The organism is Alphaproteobacteria bacterium (assembly GCA_026400645.1).
Lineage (GTDB): Bacteria > Pseudomonadota > Alphaproteobacteria > Paracaedibacterales > CAIULA01 > JAPLOP01.
On record JAPLOP010000039.1, the window covers coordinates 1 to 3290 of the forward strand.

General features: G+C 46.0%; 4 protein-coding genes. 1 reads left to right on the top strand and 3 read right to left on the bottom strand.

Features of this window, described 5'->3' with window-relative positions:
- Positions 1-227: 227 nt before the first annotated feature.
- Both NTX76_06380 and NTX76_06385 read right to left on the bottom strand, forming a co-directional pair.
- Positions 228-515, bottom strand: a complete 288-nt coding sequence (locus tag NTX76_06380) for a GIY-YIG nuclease family protein (protein ID MCX7338885.1) — start codon at positions 513-515, stop codon at positions 228-230.
- Between the two features lie 180 nt (positions 516-695).
- Positions 696-1181, bottom strand: coding sequence for a hypothetical protein (locus NTX76_06385; protein ID MCX7338886.1), 486 nt, complete (start codon positions 1179-1181; stop codon positions 696-698).
- Between the two features lie 127 nt (positions 1182-1308).
- On the opposite strand from NTX76_06385, the gene aroC reads away from it, so the two are divergent.
- On the top strand, positions 1309-2412 hold the full coding sequence (aroC, locus tag NTX76_06390; protein ID MCX7338887.1) for a chorismate synthase: 1104 nt from the start codon (positions 1309-1311) through the stop codon (positions 2410-2412).
- A 73-nt stretch (positions 2413-2485) separates the two neighbouring features.
- Here aroC and NTX76_06395 read toward each other — a convergent pair whose 3' ends face one another.
- Positions 2486-3031 (bottom strand): hypothetical protein, encoded by a 546-nt coding sequence (locus NTX76_06395; protein MCX7338888.1) that lies wholly within the window; start codon positions 3029-3031, stop codon positions 2486-2488.
- Positions 3032-3290 lie beyond the last annotated feature (259 nt).

The following is a 3290-nucleotide window of genomic DNA, read 5'->3' on the forward strand; positions in this document are numbered from 1 at the left end:
AACAACACCCGCCCCCGTCATCCCGTGGCTTGACCACGGGATCCACAACGAAATACATGGGTCCCGTGGTCAAGCCACGGGATGACGGGAGAGTTTCGGCCAGGGAGGACGGGGGCGTTATTTAGAGAGGGAAGCTCATGCCATTTCATTAACCGAATGCCATTGCTGTCCCTAAACCCCCCCAGACCATCCCCCGTCATCCCGCGACTTGATCGCGGGATCCACACTCAAACAATATCATCATACAAATCTCGCCATTCAGGATTCACACTTTCAATCAAATCAATTTTCCATTGTCGCTGCCATTCCTTGAGCCGCTTTTCACGATGAATGGCCAATTCAATCCTGCCAAACTGTTCAAAATAAACCAGCCGATCAATTCCATATTTTGACGTGAATCCTTTTGTGTCTTTGTTTTTATGTTCCCAAACGCGCTTAATAAGGTCAGATGTTACGCCAATATAAAGGGTGCCATTTGCTTGGCTTGTTAAGATATAGACATATGCATATTTCACCGGGGATTGCCCTAAAGGTTGGGTTGAGGGGAATACATGGGCCCCGTGGTCAGGCCACGGGGTGACGGGAGGATTTCGGCCGGTGATGATGGGATCATTCTTATAAACCGACAAGAAAAAGACAGGTATATCACTCGGATTTCTGCGGTATTTAGAGTTCAGAAACAGAGCCTAAACAACCTATCCACCCCTTACCATTCTGTATTCTACTTCTAACATATTATTGATTCGCCTATTGCGCACTAAAGAATCTATAATTGACTTGCAGGATTCATCTTTGCTGCGGGAATCATAGATTTCTTTTGGCGAATAAAATTCATTTCCCGACATTTCACACACGATACATTCATTATTAAGATCAAATGGTCCGTAAAAAAATTTTAGACGCGTCAGTGTTATATTGGTTTCTAACTCCTCTGCAACGGCCTTCAAAAGCTCACAAACTGCTTCCTTACTCAGCGTGCTCACCGTCTTTCTGATCTCCAGTTCCTTTGGATTGTCTTTTTTTAGACGGGCCATTATCGTGGCCACCTCAGGATCGCAATTCCTACTTTCCAAAAGATTGATTTTTCTTGGGGATAGGACTTTAGTATCCCTTAAATCTGTATCGGTTGCTGCATGCCCAACCATACTTGTGATCAGAAAAAGGCTTATAAAACGTGTCATAAAATTCATAGTGTGGTTGTCTTTCTTTCCATTTGGTTTTTGTAAATTCGTTGGCATGGTTGGAAATCTATCAACAAAAGGTTAAGATTTAGTTAACTTCTAAAAAAAGATTGGGAAAAAAATAATAATGCCAGGAAATAGTTTCGGACAGGCTTTGCGCCTGACAACATGGGGGGAAAGTCATGGGGCTGGCGGCATTGGCGGAATCCTTGATGGCGTTCCACCTGGGTTGTTTTTGCCCATCGATTGTATCCAGCATGAATTGGATCGCCGCCGACCGGGGGCAAATTCATTCACATCCCCCCGCCCGGAATCCGACCGGGTAGAAATCTTATCGGGCGTTTTTAACAATAAAACCCTTGGGACACCGATCGCGTTCCAGGTTCAAAACACGAATCAACAATCGAAAGATTATGACGCCCTTAAAAATATTTTCAGACCCGGGCACGGCGATTACAGCTATCAACAAAAATATGGATTACGCGATCATCGTGGCGGCGGCCGATCATCCGCCCGCGAGACCATCGCCCGCATTGTTGGTGGGGCCATCGCTAAAACGATTTTGACCCACCTTTTTGGCAAGGCTTTAAAAGTCCGGGCCGCCGTAACACAAATTGGAATTCATAAAATTAATCCAGATTCCTGGGATTGGGATGCGGTTGGTCGCAACCTTTTTTCCTGCCCCGATCCCGTAACAGCCGATCTTTGGACGTCTTATCTGACAGAAATAAAAAACCAGGGACGATCCGTCGGCGCCCTAATCGAAGTTCATGCAACCGGCATCCCGGCGGGATTGGGAGAGCCCGTGTTTGATAAACTGGATGCTGATTTAGCAAAAGCGTTGATGGGAATTAATGCGGTAAAGGGTGTCGAAATTGGCCAAGGATTTTCGTGCGTTGATGCCGAATCAGGATACGATGAAATGGCGATGGATGCGGAAAAGGTTGCGTTTCTAACGAACCAGGCCGGTGGGATTCTGGCGGGGATTTCAACGGGGCAACCGATCGTGTGTCGCCTTGCGATTAAACCAACCAGCTCCACCACCGCAATGCGACAAACCGTCACAACCGACGGCCAGAACATAACCACCGGCGTCGCTGGCAGACATGATCCCTGCATCGGCATCAGGGCCATCCCCATTGTAGAGGCCATGGTCAACCTGGTTTTGGCCGATCATGCCCTACGCTGGCGCGGACAATGCGGGGGCATCCAGATCCCGGGCAGCCGTTAAATATATATCCAATGAACGATCAACTAAAGTATACCCCTCTCACATGATCTGAAAGGGGTATAACATCATCACATTACCGAACGGGGCTTGCCATCATGCTCATGATAGCCCCCTCCATCTGTAGGTCAAAGGCATTAATAACATCCTTTATAACACTATCTGTCAAATCTTTGCGTTCCTCATCAGTCATGTTGTTGGGGGCCTGCTTCTCTCGCTTTATTTTTGCTTCAGTTTGGGCGGTAATAATCCCCTTCGCATTCACAAGAGATAATACGACATCAAGACGACCCTCGAATTTTGCCGGATTCATTGGATTCGGTAACTTTAGAATTGACGCATCACGAACCGTCAGTTGAGCGGTTCCAGATTGACCAACAGTCCGTAACCGATTATAAGCCCATTTTTCAATAGCCTGCGTTAAATCACGAGAAAACAAACTATCTGTTCCGGATGATTTAATCATGGGATCAAAATCATATTGCATCTGAATTAACGCTGTATTTATTGGAATTTGTTGCTTGGTTTCATAGGCGAGCTTGCTATCCTTTTCAATGCGACTTTGGCAAGAGCTCAAAAGCAAAACAAAGGACAGCGACAGTAAACGTGAATGTTTTTTCATGGGAAATCTCCTCCCGTTATTATCTGTTCAAAAAACTCTAGAAAACCTCACTCCATAAATATTCTTCGTCCCTACCAGGTAACCCTTTAGTCAAGGATTGTCAATGGCAAAAACACATTTGTGCGGGTTCACATCAAATGAGACTCCGCTGCAGCCTCGGAACAGATATCCCGAATATACTCCATAGGTGTTAATCCCTTCAAGTTCCGATGAGGACGATACGTATTATATTTGATCACGGCCTGACGAAGTTCAGCCT